General features: G+C 60.5%; 8 protein-coding genes and 1 pseudogene. 5 read left to right on the top strand and 4 right to left on the bottom strand.

Going from position 1 to position 16,145, the window contains the following annotated elements:
* The first annotated feature begins 465 nt into the window (after positions 1 to 465).
* The gene (locus B5525_RS19405; RefSeq protein ID WP_079567442.1) at positions 466 to 1,185 is read left to right on the top strand and encodes an ROK family protein; all 720 of its coding nucleotides are present in this window, start codon (positions 466 to 468) and stop codon (positions 1,183 to 1,185) included.
* 1,143 nt (positions 1,186 to 2,328) lie between these two features.
* On the opposite strand, the pseudogene B5525_RS19400 reads toward B5525_RS19405, so the two are convergent.
* A pseudogene (locus tag B5525_RS19400) lies at positions 2,329 to 4,238 on the bottom strand (potassium transporter Kup).
* 296 nt (positions 4,239 to 4,534) lie between these two features.
* Here B5525_RS19400 and B5525_RS19395 point away from each other — a divergent pair.
* Entirely contained in the window at positions 4,535 to 5,989 is a 1,455-nt protein-coding gene (locus B5525_RS19395) for an IS1182 family transposase (protein WP_079567441.1), read from the top strand.
* 333 nt (positions 5,990 to 6,322) lie between these two features.
* On the opposite strand, the gene B5525_RS19390 is transcribed toward B5525_RS19395, so the two are convergent.
* Together B5525_RS19390 and B5525_RS19385 are read right to left on the bottom strand one after the other, a co-directional pair.
* The gene (locus B5525_RS19390) at positions 6,323 to 6,988 is read right to left on the bottom strand and encodes a trimeric intracellular cation channel family protein (RefSeq protein ID WP_079573562.1); all 666 of its coding nucleotides are present in this window, start codon (positions 6,986 to 6,988) and stop codon (positions 6,323 to 6,325) included.
* 69 nt (positions 6,989 to 7,057) lie between these two features.
* Positions 7,058 to 8,326, bottom strand: a complete 1,269-nt coding sequence (locus B5525_RS19385; protein ID WP_079573561.1) for a M20 family metallopeptidase — start codon at positions 8,324 to 8,326, stop codon at positions 7,058 to 7,060.
* 1,205 nt (positions 8,327 to 9,531) lie between these two features.
* Between B5525_RS19385 and B5525_RS19380 the strand changes: the two genes are divergently transcribed.
* The 3 genes from B5525_RS19380 to B5525_RS19370 are packed head-to-tail and all read left to right on the top strand — an operon-like array spanning position 9,532 to position 12,684.
* Positions 9,532 to 10,545: a catalase gene (locus B5525_RS19380; protein WP_172899928.1), complete on the top strand. Its 1,014-nt coding sequence runs from the start codon at positions 9,532 to 9,534 to the stop codon at positions 10,543 to 10,545.
* Positions 10,508 to 11,269 carry a hypothetical protein gene (locus tag B5525_RS19375; protein ID WP_154073312.1) on the top strand — a complete coding sequence of 254 codons (762 nt, stop codon included), beginning with the start codon at positions 10,508 to 10,510 and terminating at the stop codon, positions 11,267 to 11,269. Before B5525_RS19380 ends, B5525_RS19375 begins: the two co-directional genes overlap by 38 nt.
* Positions 11,270 to 11,274: 5 nt before the next feature.
* Positions 11,275 to 12,684 (top strand): Dyp-type peroxidase, encoded by a 1,410-nt coding sequence (locus B5525_RS19370; RefSeq protein WP_079567438.1) that lies wholly within the window; start codon positions 11,275 to 11,277, stop codon positions 12,682 to 12,684.
* 57 nt (positions 12,685 to 12,741) lie between these two features.
* On the opposite strand, the gene B5525_RS19365 is transcribed toward B5525_RS19370, so the two are convergent.
* On the bottom strand, positions 12,742 to 15,960 hold the full coding sequence (locus B5525_RS19365) for an ATP-binding protein (protein WP_079567437.1): 3,219 nt from the start codon (positions 15,958 to 15,960) through the stop codon (positions 12,742 to 12,744).
* Positions 15,961 to 16,145 lie beyond the last annotated feature (185 nt).

Below are 16,145 nucleotides of genomic sequence, written 5' to 3'. Positions count from 1 at the left end.
TATGCGTCAGTCGCCGATGAACGGAACGAACTACGCCGCAATGACGTTGCGAGAATGCCGGCAATGTCGCGGCTTCCCTTGGAGGCTCTCCCGATCGCTTGCGCGAGGATGCCAAGCGCGCCTCCGATGAGGTGCCGGACGATTGGTCGCCGCTTCTTGGTTCCGTGAACCACGTAGATCGCATACTCGACTAACGGCCGCTTCACGCCAGCGGCGGCCGGCAGTCCCCGACCTGATAGCTGTGGGTCCGCGACGAAATAGGACGATTTAGAAAAGGCCCTGTGATCTGCTTTTGCGGCCTATCCAATGTTTGTTCCGCAGGCGGAACTTTTTCAATTTATGTAGGTTCATCGACAATGGCAGGTGTCAGGAACTTCGCTCCTAGGCTGTGGTTTAGCGCCGCCTCAAATGTGATCCCACAAGTTTGTAACTGCCAATGCAGATGACCGTTAACGAGCTTCGTGTATGAAAATCTTAGCTGTCGATGTCGGCGGGACTCACGTCAAAATACTTGCCACCGGCCAGAAGCAGAAGCGAGAGATCGTCTCCGGACCAAGCATGACGGCACGGCAAATGGTCTCCGACGTTAAGAAACTTGCGAAGGATTGGGCCTACGACGTGGTATCGGTCGGCTTTCCCGGACCGGTTCTCCACGGCCGCCCCGTCGCCGAGCCTCACAATCTCGGACCTGGCTGGATGGGGTTCGATTTTGCTCCGGCATTTGGCCTGCCGGTAAGGGTCGTCAACGATGCAGCGATGCAGGCTCTCGGCAGCTACCGGGGCGGCAAGATGTTGTTCCTGGGATTGGGAACGGGACTCGGCTCTGCAATGATCGTGAACGGCATTGTCGAACCGATGGAGCTCGGCCATTTGCCCTACAAGAAGGGCACCTATGAAGATTACGTTGGCGACAGGGGCCTCGAACGCGTCGGTAAAAAGCGCTGGCGGAAGCTCGCAAATGATGTGATCGAACGATTGGTCGCGGCCACCGAACCCGAGGATGTAGTCATCGGCGGCGGAAATCTCGTGCATCTGACTAAACTGCCGAAAGGATGCCGGGCTGGCAACAATGCCTATGCCTTTATCGGCGGATTTCGTATGTGGAACAGCGCGTACGCACCATTGAATTGCGGCCGCGAAAAGACAAAAATGTCTGGCTCTAGAAATCAGCGCACGCGAACTTGAAGAGAGCGCTGGCCGCATGTCCGCTTCGCGCCAAGAGCGGTCCTTCATTGACAATCATCATCTACGTTCGAAATATTTTCGAACTTGTGACCAAGGCGTCGAGCCACCCATCGATGATGCCAACGAGTCGAGCGACGACTTCCGCTGTACCCCCGACAGCGGACATCGTCGGCCAGCGCGGCCATGTCCGTTTCGGTAGAGTCGAGGATGGGCGCGGTAGCTTGGGCCATTCGGCAACGCTCCGTTTCCCATCCCCGCTCATCGAACCGGACGTGCCCGATTAAGGCATCCGGCTCTCCGACTGGCTTCACCGTGAGGCACACGGAGAGCAAACTAACCGCACGCGGCTTCCGCGCAGTGAGTAACTCTCCTTCGCCCCTCGACACAGCAATCTCCGGCGGCTCCTGTCTTTGATGGTGTTTGCAGGCTCATCGCCAATCACCACGACCTAGCCATCTTCGAAAGCGCACCAGAAGTCGGGGCCCTTTCCTCAGCCAGCATTACCCGGCTTCAACGGTCATACGACCCCGTCCGACTCCCGCCATGGCCGCCGCCTTTCGCGACGTTGAGGCCGCTACCCTCACCCTTGACGGGTCTCCCCCGATTACCCGAACCACCTTTCCGACGTGCCGTGCCCACTACCCCGGCGGATCAAGCGGGTGCGCGTGTCGATTGCTTCCCCGCTCATACAGCCTTCCCCAAATGGCAGGAGGGTCGGCATCCGCATTGTCACTTTCGAGGCCTGCTCAGGCTTCACTCACGTTACGGCCCGCCGGATTGCTCAACCGCCTAAAAGCGGCCTTTGTCACGAGGCTCCAGCCCTGCCGGTTACCCGGCCGAACCGCTCGTCAGCTACCAGATCAATCGTCAACTCTCTGGGTGGAATCTTCCTCCACTAGTGATCCGCGCCTTCGGGGCGCACTGCCACAACCAGACTCATGCACCACAGCAAACGACGAAGCGATGTCCTCATTCCGGCAGGCCGGAGGCCTACAAAGCCCTGGGTGGTTCGCAGAGTTTTGGGCCTGAGCCCCGAGGGAGAGTTTCCGGAAGACGCTTGCCGTGTCGAGGGTTCAAGCAAAGGCCAACTTCATGCCTGGCAATGAACGCCGATCTGTTGTCCGATCGTTCTCGCCAAAGCTCTCAAATCTCGATTTCGGTGCCAAATTCCACCACTGTCTCGCGGGCACGCCGAAGAAGGTTGCGGAGCCTTTGGCGTTGTGCTGCAAAAATGCGAAGAGAGTCTCCCGCCATACTGCCATGCCCACGATCTCGTCACTCGGGATAATCGTCTCGCGGCCGACATAATAAGTGATCTTTGCGGGATCGATGCCGCATATTTTTCCTTGATCGCAGGCGGCCTGAAATCCTGCTGCGATCGTGATGTTGCTTTCCATGAAGCCGAAGTGGAGAATGACGCGCGTAATACCCTTGATCACTTCAATCACAACCACCCGATCCTCGTCGGTGATACGCGGCGTCTCCTCGATAACGACAGTGAGGAGTATAATACGCTCGTGCATCACGTGATTGTGCCGGATGAATTGCGTCAGCGCGAGTGGCACGCCATTGGCCGCGGATGCAAGAAACACAGCGGTACCGGGTAGTCGCGCCTGGCATCCGCTGGTGGCGGTCTCGATCAGGTCTGCTTCCGGCTGGCGCAAGTTGCGGCGGGCCCCCTCGACCAGCTTGGCACCGCGCCGCCAGGTCAGCATCACGAATGCCACGGCGGTCGCGAGCACCAGCGGGAACCAGCCGCCCTCGAACAGTTTGGTCGAATTCGCCGCAAAGAAGATGAGGTCGATGACAAAAAAGAAGCCGTTGACCGGGATGACGACGATCGGATGGTAACCCCATTGCAGCGCAACCAGCGCCGCGAGCAGCGTCGTGATGGCCATCAGCAGCGACACCGCGATGCCGTAGGCGCCTGCCAGCGCGTCGGATGTACCGAAGCCGATCACGGCCCCGAGCGTCGCGGCGGCGAGCAGCCAGTTCACCAGCGGCACATAAATCTGGCCGATGGCGTGGCTGGTGGTGTGCTTGATGTGCATGCGCGGCAGAAAGCCGAGCTGGATCGATTGCTGGGTCAAGGAAAACACGCCCGAAATGATCGCCTGCGACGCAATCACGGTGGCAATCGCCGCGAGCGCGACCAGCGGAAATTGCATCCAATCGGGTGCGAGCTGATAGAAGGGATTGTCGATCGCGGTCGGATCAGTGATCAGCAGAGCTGCCTGCCCAAAGTAATTCAGCACCAGCGCCGGCAGCGCAACTGCAAACCAGGCGAGCCGGATCGGCACCCGTCCGAAATGGCCCATGTCGGCGTACATCGCTTCACCGCCGGTGACCGCCAGGAAGGCCGCGCCGAGGATGGCGAAGCTGATGTGGAAATCCTGGTGGATCAGGAAGTCGAACGCGGAGAGCGGGCTCAGCGCTGCCAGCACCGCCGGCGCCTTGATAATGCCGTGGATGCCGAGCGCGGCGAGAATGGCGAACCAGCCGACCATCACCGGCCCGAAGATCTGCCCGATGACCCCAGTGCCCTGCTTCTGCATGAGGAACAGGCCGATCAGGATGACGATCGTCACGGGTACCACGACCGGCGCCAGCGACGGCGCATCGACCTTGAGGCCCTCGATCGCGCTCAGCACCGAGATCGCCGGCGTGATCGCGCCGTCGCCGTAGAGCAGGGCGGCGCCGACGAGCCCGACGATCAGTAGCTGAGCCCGCCACGTTCCGGGCTGGGCGTTGCGCGCCGACAGCAGCGCCAGCAGCGCGACGATGCCGCCTTCGCCGCGGTTGTCGGCGCGCATGATCAAGAGCGCGTATTTGATCGAGATGATCAGGATCAGCGCCCACAGGATCAGCGACACCACCCCGAGGACAGCCTGTGACGTGATCGCCCCGCCATGGGCGGCGGCCTTGGCCGCCTCCTTCAGGGCATAGAGCGGGCTGGTGCCGATGTCGCCATAGACGACGCCGAGTGCGCCCAGTGTGGCGACGACCGGAAGACCTTTGGTGTGTGCCGCTTCACCTGGGTGAGGAACAGCCATTGTTTCCCCCGATCGACATTTTTTCGCTGCACAGTCTGCATCCGGCCGACGCGAATGGCTAGCGGCGATGTCGGTTGATCTGCGGGCCCACCATCGTCCGGGTTTGAGTTTTCGGTACACACAGGAGGGAGTATGGCTCAGTAGAACCATCCTCAGGTGTCGCACAACCGCCGTTTCACGACCGCGGTATTTGGCGAACGACAGACCGTTCGTCAAAAGGTGCTACTTCCGCTAAGGGTCCAGGCTGTGTGAAAACCCCATGGTATACTTCTCCTGCTGAATCGGCGGGGGAAGCGATGCAGGGTTTCGTTCAAGGGGCGGATCGCCAGCAGACCACGCTGTTGCCGGAATGCCTCGATGATTGGATCGACGAGAGTAATTCTATTCGTGCGGTCGATGTGTTCGTTGAGGCACTGGATTTGCGGGATCTGGGCTTTGAAGGGGTCGATCCTGCAGCGACCGGCCGGCCGGCGTACCATCCTTCGCCGATGCTCAAGCTCTACATTTACGGCTATCTCAACCGGGTCCAATCGAGCCGGCGGCTGGAGCGCGAGGCCGGCCGCAATGTTGAGGTGATGTGGCTGACCGGACGGCTGGCGCCGGATCACAAAACCATCGCCGACTTCCGCAAGGACAATGGCCCCGCGATCAAGAAGGTTTGCGCGCGCTTCGTCGAGTTGTGCCGCAAGATGGGCCTGCTGGCAAAGGCCAGCGTTGCCATCGACGGCAGCAAGTTCAAGGCCGTGAACAGTCGTGACAACAACTTCACGCAGGGCAAGATCCAACGTCGCCAGAAGCAGATCGAAGAGAGCGTGGCACGCTACATGAGCCAACTGGATACCGCCGACCGCCAGACTGCCGCAGGAGAAGAACCGTCGGAAACAGCGCTGCTTACCAAGACACGGCTTAAGGAAAAGCTGGCGAAGCTCGACGAAGAAGTGAAGCGGCTGGCCGCGATTGAAAAGACATTGCTCGCCTCGCCCGACAAGCAGATATCGCTGACCGATCCCGATTGCCGCTCGATGGCAACGAGCGGGCGCGGCTCAGGGATGGTTGCCTATAACGTGCAAAGTGCGGTCGACATCACGAACCATCTGATCGTCGCGCATGAGGTCACCAACGTCGGCACCGATAGATCGCAACTGGCGACGATGGCGCAGGCGGCGAAAGCCGCGCTGCGCAGCGATAACTTGGAAGTCGTTGCGGATCGGGGCTATTTTAAAGGTGAGGAAATCCTGGCCTGCGAACAGGCCGGCGTCGCAGTCACGCTGCCCAAGCCGCAAACCTCGAACGCCAAGTCGGCAGGCCGTTTTGGGAAGCCTGATTTTGTTTATTTGGCCAAGGACGATGTCTATCGCTGCCCGGCCGGCGAGAAGCTGGCGCACCACTTCACCGCTGATGAAGATGGCCAGAAAATGCGGATTTACTTGACGAAGGCGTGCCGCACCTGCCGGTTCAAGGATCAGTGCACAACGTCCAACGAACGCCGTATCAAACGCTGGGAACACGAACACGTCGTCGAGGCCGCGCAGACGCGGCTCGATCAGACCCCGCAAGCCATGCGTGTGCGCCGCGAAACCGTCGAGCATCCGTTCGCCACACTGAAGATGCGGATGGGTGCGACGCACTTTCTGATGAAGCGATTGCCCAATGTCGCGACCGAAATGGCGCTGAACGTACTCGCCTACAACCTCACGCGTGTGCTGAACATCGTCGGCGTCAAGCCATTGCTGGCAGCCATGCAGGCGTGAGGCGCGGGCCGACGGCCGCCCCACGTTGCACGGAGGTGCAAGGAGGTTGACGCGAGACGCAGAACAGCAAAGATACCGCGTTGGTGTCAGTCACGGTTGGTCGAGAGCGACATTCGGAATGCGGAGCCGCGTTTTTACACAGCCTGGGTCAAAAGGCGAAATACTCTCGCCGAGCACATGTTTCCGCTTCGCCTCCGACAACGGACATGCGATGGCTGCACCGCAATGACCGTTTCGTGCCAACAACGGAAGTCGGATCACGTTAGCGATGTAGGGACTAAAAGCCCTCCGCGGCACTGTCGTCGGACAGCCATCATCGAATGCATCCGGCGCTTAGGATTTTTCGGAATCATTCGAAGCTGCTTTTGCAACATTCGGATCGTGCCGATCATTGAATTTCGCAACCGGTAGCCGCCAGCCTCGCCTGATCGCCATCACGCGGAGCCAGAAGCAGAGGATCAATGCGACCGCGGTCACCGGCGCGGCTGGCAGCTGCAGCGTGTGCCCGATCACCACCACCGCTGCTCCGGCAAGCGCGGCGACCGCATAAAATTCTGCACGCAACACGGTTGGAATTTCGGCCAGCAATACGTCGCGGACCATGCCGCCGCCGATCCCGGTCACCATGCCGAGCGCTGTCGCCATGACCGGATTTAGTCCGTACGCAAGTGCCTTTGCCGCACCAGCCACGGCGAATAACGCGAGCCCTGCGGCATCGAACAAAAGGACCGGATTCCACATCCGCACGATCAGGGGCGAGAAGTAGAATGTGGTCACTCCAGCAACGAGCGACACGCCCAGATAACGCCAATCATTGACAGCGCCGGGAGGAACCGCACCTATCAGCACGTCCCGCGTGATGCCTCCCGAGTTCCCCGCCGCGAATGACAACACCAGAACGCCGAACAAATCGAGCTTTCGCTTGACCCCCGCCAACGCCCCGCTAAGCGCGAAGACGAAGGTGCCCATCAGGTCGAGCACAAGCGGAAGTTTATCCATCATACGGCCTTCTGGCAGACAGAGACGCAAACATGCCTGAGATAGGTGACTCCCCGAATGGTATGGTTTCTACGCCGGCAGCCACGCGCGGGTCGCGACGACCAGTGTCTCGACACCGGTTTCCAACGTAGGATGGAGAACGGGTGCAAATTTCGGGCTGTGGTTCACAGGAAGTTCGTTGAGCCGGTTTGCTTCCTTCGCCTTGGCATAGACTTCCGGATCCGTGCCGCCCACAAACCAGAACACCGAGGGGACGTGCCATTCGGCTCCGAACGATCCGAAATCCTCGCTGGCTGGCGCGGGGCCGGTTTCCCGGACGCGCTCTGCGCCGAAATGTCCCCGAAATGCGTCGACCACGCGCTTGGTGGCATCTCGATTGTTCACATTGAGCGGATATTGATCGATGGTCGTGATCTCGGGTGGTCGGGGCGCGCCCGAGGCGGCCGCCTCGGCGTTGGCGATCCGCTCGATCGCGGCCAGCACGCGCGTACGCACTCCGGCATCGAAGGTCCGCACATTTAGTTTGATGATAGCCTCGTCGGGAATAACATTTTCTTTGGTGCCTGCCTGCAGGACGCCCACGGTCAAAACGGCGGCTTCGGCGGCAGCCACCTCGCGTGACACCACAGTTTGAAGCCGCATTACCGTGGATGCTGCCATCACCACGGGATCAATACTTGCCTGCGGCATCGAGCCATGCGCGCCGCGTCCGAACAGGCGGATTTGCAGACTGTCTGCCGCCGAAGTGATGGCACCCGCGCGCCCGGCAACGGTGCCGGACGGCCCCACCATGACGTGCTGGCCGAGGATCACGTCGGGCTTTGGAAAACGGTTGAACAGACCGTCGTCGATCATGGCGTGTGCGCCTTCCCCCGTTTCTTCTGCGGGTTGGAAGACGGCCATCAAGGTGCCGCGCCAGGAGGTTCGCGCGTCCGCAAGCAGCTTGGTGGCGCCCGCGAGCCAGGTGACATGCATATCGTGCCCGCACATGTGCGACACCGGGACCGTATTGCCTTCTCGATCAGTGGCCGTCGCCTTGCTGGCATAGGGAAGGCCAGTCGCTTCCTGGATCGGCAGTGCGTCCATGTCGGCGCGCAGCATGACGGTCGGCCCATCGCCGTTCCGAAGTAAGCCGACTACGCCGGTCTTGCCGACACCCGTCGTCACTTCATAGCCGGCCGCACGAAGACGGTCCGCAGCGAGTTTGGCAGTCCGCGTCTCATGCATCGATAGCTCGGGGTGTAAATGCACATCCTCGTAGAACTCAGCCAAATCGGGAAGCAGGCCTTCTAGATTACGTAACGCCAGATCGGAAGAGTTGGCTTCGTTCGTGCTCATGGACGTCTCCATCGCAGGCCTGAAGCAAGGTAGTTTTTCCCGATGCTTTTCGAAGTGCAAGTAACTAACGTGGAATGAAGTCAACTGGGTGTGAAGTCATTTTCTGCGGCTCCCGGCCGCGCTGCAGCAGAACGGCAGCACTATATCGCCCGGCGTCGCCATTGGAGGCTCACTTGGCGGGAGGTGCAACAGCTCCCGGAGGTCGCGGTAGGGACGAGGATTTCTCCTCGCCCCCCGCACAGATCACGGCGAGCGCTGCTAACGCACCGGGCTCCTCCCTCGGGTCGAACGTCGGCGGCACGCACGCTTGAACCCACATGCGCTCCGGCGTACAGCCGCCAATTGGATCGATTTGGCAGCTCGGCTCAGTGTCCGAACCACGGCCGCCTGTCGGCTGTTCCCCTCGGGTGAGGCCCTTCCCTCCACGACCTCCGCCGGAAGTTGCCTTCCTTTGTTCGGTCGTTTCCTCGGTACTACGACCTCATCCGACTTCTCACCCGCGTACATGCTCGGCGTGCGGCTTTTGCCTTCCCGAGCCGGCCCGGCACACGTCCGGGCACGGATGAGACCTCCCAGGTTCCGCGCAAAGAACTTCCCCACGTGCACAAGGTCTCCGACTGCGCGAGGTTCTTGCCATGCAAGCCAATACGCCATGGAAGATGTTGCCTTCTCTTTCTCAGAATAAGATCGGCACCTCGGAATTAGACCCGTTTCGCAGGTCAATACTTGGCCCGTGGTCTCCCCTGTGAACGCTTCACGGCTGCCCTCGCGAGCAGAAACTCGTGCATCACTCGGGGTCGGGGTGGTTGGCTAGACCTTCCCCGTGGGGGACTTGCACCTCCTATTCTTTGCCAGCTTCCTGGCGCACTCCGAGTTTGGTCAAAATGCGAAATACTCGCTGCGAGCAGGTTGTTTTCCGCATTGGCCCAACAACGGACTGCGGACAGGACGGACCACAAACCCAACAGCGAATTGGCCTGATAATTTTTGGCGATATATGGCGGGGGCTTTATCGTTTTCACCGATTCTGAAAACTGGCCCCTTATCCAGATGCCAATATCAACGTTTTAACTTTGTGAACGACATCACATATCCGACCGGCGATCGAATGTAATTTGTGTGAATGGGCTGAATTCGATCGACAACGCTAACGTACCGGGTGCACCAACGGCACCCTCGGCGGTCCGTCCATAATGGAGAGGGACATGGTCGATGCATCAGTAGCAAAGCGACTCGTCCAGGTCATCATCGACAATCTGCCGGAGCCAGTCCCCGCGAGGAGGCCGGTTCACACCATCGGCATGGGCGTGAAGGGCAAGTTCGTGGCGTCGGACGTGGCGCGCACCTATTGCATCGCAGAGCACTTCAACGGACAGCCCGTCGACGTGTCGGTGAGATTCTCCAACGGATTGGGGGGGCTGGAGCAACATGATGGATGGTCCGATGTTCGGGGAATGGCGACGCGCTTCCACCTTTCGGACGGTAGGGGAAGCGATCTGATCGCCACGACGCTCGGCGAATTCTTTGTCCGCAATGTCGAGGACTTTTTCGAGTTCGCCGAGGTCGCGAAGCTCGAGCGGTATCGAAGACGACGCTGGTGGCTGAAGCTTTGGGACATTTTGCGGCTTAAGGTGCCCCCTCGCAATCCGTACCCGAACGAAACCAGGAATGTCGATGCGGGGGCGCTCTGTTATGCCAATCGGCACCGCTTCGCCCAGCTAGGAGTATTCCAGGTCGCACTGATCGGCGCACCGGAGAGCTATGCCCGCGCGAGCTATCACGCCGTCCACACCTTCTGGGTGACGGGTCCCGATGGAACTCGCCGTCCCGTTCGCTTTTCCTGGCAGCCGGTCGCAGGCGTTCGCAACACCGATTCCAAGACCGTGCCGCGCGACAAATATCTGTTCGAGGAGCTTAAAAACCGCCTGCGGCGGTGGCCGGCCCGATTCATGCTGATGATGACAATCGGCGAAGCGGCCGATGCGCTCGACGATCCCACAAAGCCCTGGCCGGGGACGCGAATCCGGGTCGCCATGGGTACCCTTACGCTCACCGAGGTCCCCGAGGATCAGGAAGCGGCTGGCGAACGCATCAGTTTCAATCCCTGCCGTCTCGCGCCCGGCATCGAAGTCTCCGGGGATCCCATCCTCGAGGCCCGCCTGGGCGCCTATGAAGTCTCGCGTGAAATGCGCGGCGGGTGTCCCCTCAGGTGGAGGTAAGTCGATGCCAACGGACGAAGGTTTGCTCGATCGTTTTGTGGACTGGTTGCCCAAGAACCTCGTGTTCAAATGCGTGGCGTCATGGACACTGGTGCCGCTCTGGGCGCGGTTGACGCCGGTGAAGCCTCTGCCCGGCGGTCCCCACCCGTCGTTCCAGCACGGTGACAACGTCCAGTGCATGATGAATCTGATCATGCCGCTCAAGATCAAGTCGCCGATCGGAAGAGCGGAAGCCGCGCTGGCAATCGCGCAAAACAAGGATGCGATCTATGCCGGCTTGAACAATGTCGGCACGGTGCACTTCGCGCGCTTTGTCATCGTCGGCGACAATATTTGCATGTTCTCCGTCTATGACGGAGATTTCACCAACTACATTCGTGACTTTATCGCCACGATCGGCAGCGTGTTCAACGCCGTGGTCGACCTCGTCGAAGGAGGAGATGACGTGATCCCTTGCGAGGAGAATGTCGACGCGTTCATCCAATGGATACACGAGCGCGACCTGTACCAGGTGCCGGACACCGCCACCGAATTTTTGAGAGACCAGGAAGCCTTGAATGGAGACAGGGCCGTATCACCCGTCAATGACGATCTGACCCTGCTTCCGCGCAAAATGGTCCTGCAGCTTCGCGCCAACGCGAACGTATCGCTCGGCAGCGGCTACCGGGCCTATCCCGGATTTTCGGTGGCTCAGGTTCGCAAACAACTGGGGATAGGCTGGTGAGTACCATGTTCGACCTCGCTGATCTGCAGGGCAACATCTTGCGTGGCTATCGCAAGCCGCACGTGCGGTACCTCATTCTTGAAGTCGCCGATCGCAGCGCCGCCCGGCGCTGGCTCGCCGCCTCCATATCCGGCCGCGACCACGGCGTTCCGCAGATAACGACAGGGAATTGGGGGGCAGCCAAGCCGGACACCTGTTTCAACATTGGCCTGACCTACGAGGGACTGCGCGCCCTCGGCACGCCGAGTTCTTCGCTTCAAATGTTCCCCAACGAATTCATCGAGGGCATGACCGCCCGCGCCTTGAAGCTCGGGGATGTCGGGCCGAGCGCGCCGGAAACCTGGCCATCACCCTTCGATGAGCCCAGGCGGATCCATCTCATCGCAACGATCTACGCGGGAAATGTCAGGCAACTGGACGAAGTCCAGCAGCGCGCCCTCGACCGAAACGCCCTGACGCTGCTCGGTACACGCGAGGGTTATAATTTCCGAGACGACTTCGTTCACTTCGGTTATCGCGACAACATCATGCAACCAAGATTCGAGGGAGTTCACGACCCACAGGGCCATGCTGACGGACAACCCAGGGCCCCGCTCGGCACCGTGTTGCTGGGACATCCGACCAATTTGGAAGGCCTGAAATGGCGGGTTCCTCAACCCGCGGCGTTGGGACGCAACGGCACGTTCAACGCCTTCCGCGTGCTGAAGCAGGATGTGGTCGGATTCGAGGAGTATCTCGATCAGGCAGCATCCGATTTGCTCAAGCACCCGCAAGTCGACGAGTTGCTGCCGCAAGGCGCAGAAGCGAAAATCGGCCAAGTCCTGTCAATCGAAGGCCTGTCGCGTCATGGTGCCTTGCGCGAGGTCGTCGCCGCCAACCTGTGCGGCCGATGGCGCGATGGCACGCCGCTGGCACTGTCGGCGGATGCACCTGATCCCAACGTGAATAAAGCGAATTTTGACTATGTTGATGGGTCCCGCTGCCCCTATGGAGCCCATATCCGCCGGAGCAATCCGCGGGGCGGGCAGATCGTGCAACGCGTAGCGAATAACAGCCGGCGCCTTGTTCGGCGCGGCATGCCCTATGGACCAGCCTATGATCCGGCGAAGCGTGATCGGGATAAGCCCGAGCCGGAACGGGGCCTGCTTGGCAACTTCATTGGTGCCAGCCTCGGCGCCCAGTTCGAGGCCATGTCCTGCGACTGGCTGAATCTTGGTCTTCAGGATCCGCGCATCACCGGCTCCAACGATCCGATCGTAGGCGCCAACGGTACCGGCACGAGTTGGTTCGACTTGCCGCTTAAATCCGGCCGCACGATCCGGCTGCGGGAATTGCCGCAATTTGTCTCGACGCGGGGCGGCGCCTATACGTTCCTGCCGAGCCTCTCGGCGATCCGCTTTTTGGGATCGCTGTGATGTGAGTCGACCAAACAGGCCGAGGGTCATTCGGGGGCCCCAGTAAGGCATGATTCACTAGTTCAACACTCTTACCAGATCATCAGCCTCGCGCAGATCGCGGGAAGTTTCCGCGGATGCAAATTTCGCCCGGGTCGATATCAGCAGGTCTCGTGCTTCGGCGCGTCCGGATGCGCTCTCGCCGGCGCTGACGAGGCGCGCGATGCTGATCGCCGTGCGCAATTCCCAACCGACCGCCCCGAGCTTACTGGCAGAGGCAAGCGAGCGTTTGAACAAGCGCATGGCAGCCCTGTCGTCTCGCAATGGTTCGCTACACAGCAGCGAGCCGTGGATCCGATAAATCTCGGGAGCAGCCCAGCGCTCGCCGGTTTGCTTTACCAGAGCCCCAGCCGAAGCAGCGAAGCTTCGAGCCCTTTCTATCTGCCCGATCCGTCCGAATTCTGTGGCGAGCAGAATTCGATAGAGGGGCATCTGAATGCACCGATTCTCGGCGGGTAGCTTGTCGAGCAAGCCGCATAATTGTTCGAGCACTTTCGGCGCGGGGCCTCGTGCCGCCAACGCAGCGGTTGCCCACAATGGGCCGATGACCCGGTACATCGGATAGCCATACTCATCAGCGACCTTCAGACCGCGCTTTACGCTGGCAAGGTTGGCCGCAAGATCGCCCTCGTACCAGTGATCGGAGACGCCAAGAATGGAGGCAAAAGCCAGCATGAACGGATGCCCGATCTCGTTCGCGAGCTGCCGCGCTGTCACGCAGCACTCTCTGGCCCGGCCTGGCCGACCCAACAACCATTCGATGTGTCCGGAATAGACGAGCGATACGATCAATGGATCATGCTGGTAAATCTGGACCAGCTTGCCGTGCTCACGCGGATTGTAGCGAGCGCTGACCAGGGCCGCGAGCTCACTCGCCTGCTCCAGACGACCGAGAAAGAAATTGGCAATTACGGCAGCGGTGTAGGCCATGAGGGCAGCCTCGTCGTCGCGCCACTCTTCCGCCCGCCGGACGAAATCCTGCGCGTGTTCGAGGCCCTTGGCGAGCTGGCAGTCGACCAGCTTGGCTATGGTGCTTCCCCACAGCACCGTCGCCTTCTCGCGAATGGTGCCATGGCTCGCGCAAAGCTTGAGTGCGCGACTGTAGGGGCCATAGACGTTCGGATCGGACCATCCGGCGTTGGCGGTGTACGCCATCGCCAAATTGGATTGCAGTGCGATTTCAGTTTCGAAGCGCCGTGGTGACGCCGGCATCTTGGGTATCAGCGAGAGGCCTTCGCGAAGATGAGCCACGGCTTCCTTGGTGGCAGAGCGGCGGAGCGCGGATTTGCCCGCCTGAAGCCAGGCCTCGATCGCTTCCGGAATGTTGCCTGCGCGTGCATAATGATAGCCTAACACCGCCGGCTGGCTACTTTCACCAATGGCGGCTTCCTGGAGCAGCCACGATGCGACGCGGGCGTGGAGCTCACGCCTTTCCTCCTTGAGCAACGAGGAGTAGGCGACTTCCTGTATCATCGCGTGCTTGAACGTGAAGACCGTGCCTTGAGACTCCTCGCTACGATACACAATCCCGGCCCTCTCCAGCGCCCGCAACGAGTCTTTTAGCGCTTGGCCCTTATCTGGAAGCACGCTGAAAATGCTTTCATAGATGAAGCGCCTTCCGAAAACAGAGGCGATCTGGGCGACGCGCTTGGCAGGACCGAGACGATCAAGGCGCTCCATCAGTGAATCTTGAATACTTGCCGGCACCAGATCCGGCAACTTCCCGCTCGGCACAGGGTTCTCAGCGGCCAGCGGGACCGCACCGGAATCGACGATGGCCCGCGTAAACTCCTCGACAAAGAGTGGCACGCCGTCGGTTCGTTCCACGATCTGGCTGGTAATCCGGCGCGGCACGAAATCGCTGCCCGCGATGGCTGCGACCATCTGCTCGCATTCATACAATGCCAGCTTTTTCAGGGCAATTCGTCGAATTGCCGGGCCTGACAACCAGTCGGCCCTGTAATCATCGCGATGCGTGATCAGGGCCATAATCCGCTCGCCAGCACAGTTAGCTACCACGCGTACCAGCAGTTCGATGGTGGTCGGGTCCATCCATTGGACGTCCTCGACGATTACGAGGATCGGCCGCTTGCGCGAGGCGGCGACAAGAACATCGACGAGCACCTGAAAGCCACGCTCGCGCTCCGAAGGAGATCCGAAATCCGCGGGCTCGTATCCCGAGCATGCGGGTATCGACAGCACCGCTCCGTAGTAGCGAAGCGCCTGCTCGACATCGGTGGCGGCTCTTGCCAAAAGCGAACGCAATTTTGCCAATGCGAGTTCCGCGTCGTCGGTCTCCTGGATGCCGGTCGCGCGCATGAGCCGCTCGATTTCCGGGGCAAGCGGCGTGTTGACGTGGAACGGCGAACACTGCAACGACAGAACATCACGTGGAGACGCATCAAGGGAATTGCGGAACTGGCGGATCAAACGTGACTTGCCGATGCCGGGTTCACCGGAAATAACGCCAACCTGCCCCGAGCCGGCGAGACTCTGCTGCCACATCTCGGCAAGCAACGCACCTTCGCTGGTTCGGTTTATCATTGGGCCGAGAGGCGACCTCCGGGCTCGGTCGAACCTGCTTTCGCTGGACGCAAGCGCCTCTGCACGCCAGGCCTCGACCGGCTCCTCCACGCCCTTGAGAGATTGCCGGCCAAGCGGCGCATAGCTGAACGTTCCGCGGGTCAGCTCGTGAGTGCTCGAGCCGACCACGACACCGTTCTCACTGGCGAGTCCTTGCAGGCGGGCAGCGACATGTGCCGAGCTGCCGAACACTTCCCGTCGATCGGGGGGCTCGCCGGGCACGCTGCCGACGACGACCACCCCCGTGTTTACCCCGATGCGCACGCCCAGACGAACGAAGCTACCGTCCGACAGCAGAAACTTGTGTTCCTTGATCGCCGCGGAAATCGCCAGAGAGGCGCGGACCGCGCGTTCAGGATCATTTTCATGGGCTTGCGGGACGCCAAAAAATGCGAGCAACCCGTCACCAATCATTCTGGCGATATGACCGCCGTAGTGGCGAATCTGTTCGTCGCAGATATCGCGGTAAGTTCTGATAACCGCGAAGAACTCCTCGGGATCGATCCGCTCACTCAGCGGCGTCGAGCCGACGATGTCGATAAATGCCACGGTGAGCTGCCGGCGTTCGGCATGCAGAGCTTCATTCTCGACATTCGGCGGCGCTTGCGTCCGCTGAAGTCCGCCCGGACGATCGGGCTTCGGCTCGCTGCTCATGACCCACCACGTTCAGTTTCCGCCGTACCCGCCGCGAGGCAAGATAGACGGCAACGCTGCCAAGCGGCCTGTGCTCGGGCAGGCAGTTCCAGATTGAACACCATATGTTCGCAGTCGTACAGCTGATTTTGTGCCAGAAAACTCTGCTTTGGAATGGCGATGTTTCCCAGCCGCACTATTCTCTC

It is taken from the genome of Bradyrhizobium erythrophlei (assembly GCF_900129505.1).
GTDB lineage: Bacteria > Pseudomonadota > Alphaproteobacteria > Rhizobiales > Xanthobacteraceae > Bradyrhizobium > Bradyrhizobium erythrophlei_D.
The sequence above is the reverse complement of the archived record's forward strand: the minus strand, read 5'-3'. Positions and strand labels throughout refer to the sequence as shown.